Annotated in this window: 2 protein-coding genes; one reads left to right on the forward strand and one right to left on the reverse strand. The window is 41.9% G+C overall.

Translation table 11 applies throughout. The features are described from left to right. Positions 1 to 273: 273 nt before the first annotated feature. The gene (locus FH603_RS27980; RefSeq protein WP_186742641.1) at positions 274 to 804 is read left to right on the forward strand and encodes a replication/maintenance protein RepL; all 531 of its coding nucleotides are present in this window, start codon (positions 274 to 276) and stop codon (positions 802 to 804) included. A 517-nt stretch (positions 805 to 1,321) separates the two neighbouring features. Here the strand turns inward: FH603_RS27980 and FH603_RS27985 are convergent. Beyond that, entirely contained in the window at positions 1,322 to 1,714 is a 393-nt protein-coding gene (locus FH603_RS27985; protein WP_186742643.1) for a hypothetical protein, read from the reverse strand. Positions 1,715 to 2,224 lie beyond the last annotated feature (510 nt).

The raw sequence follows: 2,224 nt of genomic DNA on the forward strand, positions 1-2,224 counted from the left end.
AAGGCAGTTTTAGCAACAAAATCTGAGTCTCTAACCCGGCCAAAAAAGTAGTAAAATATAATAGATACAAGACTGCTTATAAATAACTGATAATGATATAGTTAACCATAAACAGTGTCATGGCCCAGCAGTATAACTGTCATGGCCCAGCAGTATGATTGTCATGGCCCAGCAGTATGATTGTCATCTAAATCGCATGACTACTTGCTAATGACGGTAAAAAATGTGTATTTGGAATCGCGTTAGTGTTTACCCCTTAATCGGATGAGTCCTATGCAGAACAACACTGGTAGAATTGTATACCAAAAAGACACAGTAGACTTCTTAACAGGAGAGACTGTAAAAACAGATCGGGAAGTTAGAATACCTAAAGAGCCTGATTTTATTAAACTCTATTTGGATGACTTAGTAATGTTGAAGGACATTCCGCATTGGGTTAGCGGTGTGCTCTATGCCTTGCTCAAGCGTATGAATTATCAAAATGAGATTGTACTCAATGCTACGATTAAGAAGCGAGTAGCGACTGATATAGGCATTACTACAAGAACTATTGACAATGCTTTAGTGACCTTTGTAAAGAAAAATATCCTTTTTCGAGTAGGTATAGGTGTATATCAAGCTAATCCCTATTTGTTTGGAAAAGGAGAGTGGACTAATATTCGTAAAATCAGATTACAAGTCGAGTATGGGCAAAATGGCAATCGAGAGATTGTAGCCGAACTCTCTAAGTCAGAAGAAGATATTCATCAACCCAGTATAGAAGAAATTCTTCAGGAACTTCATACTGTTGAAAATATTAGCTGAAACGGACGTCGGCACTGCTGAGGAGCAACCGGCCAGGGATAGGCTAATGCACGTACTAACCGTACATGCGCCCCGATCTTGATAGCTCGAAGCCAGATCGGGGCTTTTTCGTGTCCTACGGCCACGAGGTTTTTTTCAGGCATAAGGCACCCCTAACTGTACGGGGTTAGGCGGCCGCTCGGCCTGATCGCGGGCCACTACAGTAGGCAAGTCAAAGGCATAGAGGGAAAAAAAGAACTTTAAAAAAGAAATGTCCTTTTATTATCTATCTTTTTCCTCGTACAGTTAGGGGTGCCTTATGCCTGAAAAAAACCTACGGGGTTTGGGGCAGTAAGCCCCAATCACTTAAAACAGCGTCGCAGACACCAATAACAGGGAAAAAGTGCAATGCCTGGCCACTGATCGCAGTAGCCAGGCATTGTACTTTAGGGGGAGGTGTTTTATAACTGATGTTACGTAAAGAAACGAAAGCAAGATTGGCTGAATACGTAGAAGAAGGGTTTCAACTGGCAAAAAGTCAATTCGATCCCGTTGCCGAATAACCCAAATTCAATTTACCTTCACCAGGCATTCTAAGTATGTGCTTCTCGTTCACAGCCAGTGTTTTCACTACTACCGTCGTATAAGCACTAACTCCCGTCTGCTTATCTCTAACGAAGACAATGTATTCAGCCTCTTGAGCAGGGGCGAGCAAAAACTCAGAGGCTGTATTTGGCGGAACGACACCAGGTGTGCTAAGGCCCCAGGCGTAACTATACTGACCAGATCCCCCCGTCACCATGGCTTGAATAAGCTGTTTACCTGTACTGGCGTCACTACTGATCTGCGTAGTAACCTTGATTTGAGCAAATAGGGTTGTCGAGCTGATCAAGCCAGCAAGAACGAGAAGAGTACGCATCGAATACTTCATGGTGTAACGAGTTTAGAACAGTAAAGCTGTGAAAGGGAAATTTTGGCTGTTGTATAAGTGAGGTTATGTAAAGCTACCCATTTGATTAAAGATTGGAAAGGGGAAAAAAGCCATCCGGTTCGAGTAGCGCGAAGCGGTCTTGAAGAGAGCGAGACGGAACGCTATTCCGCTACGCTCCATACCGTTTTGTCTCGCTCTATGAGATTGTTTATCAAAGGGTTAAAAATTGGTTAATAATTAGCACTGTATACAATCTTTGTAAGTCTCTAAATATCAGCACTTATTTGTGTAGCCAGCCATGTTTAACCCCTAAAAAACCTCCCTACGGTCGATTTCTTTAAGGGGTTAAACGGCTGTCTTTTCTTCCGACTGTCAGAAAAGTAAATAGGGTGGGTAATCAAGGCAGTTTTAGCAACAAAATCTGAGTCTCTAACCCGGCCAAAAAAGTAGTAAAATATAATAGATACAAGACTGCTTATAAATAACTGATAATGATATAGTTAACCATAA

It is taken from the genome of Spirosoma utsteinense (genome assembly GCF_014282275.1).
GTDB classification, from domain to species: Bacteria; Bacteroidota; Bacteroidia; order Cytophagales; family Spirosomataceae; genus Spirosoma; species Spirosoma utsteinense.

Coding starts and splice junctions, on each gene's coding strand:
- FH603_RS27980 (WP_186742641.1), top strand. CDS start 274: ATGCAGAACAACACTGGTAGAATTGTATACCAAAAAGACACAGTAGAC.
- FH603_RS27985 (WP_186742643.1), bottom strand. CDS start 1,714: ATGAAGTATTCGATGCGTACTCTTCTCGTTCTTGCTGGCTTGATCAGC.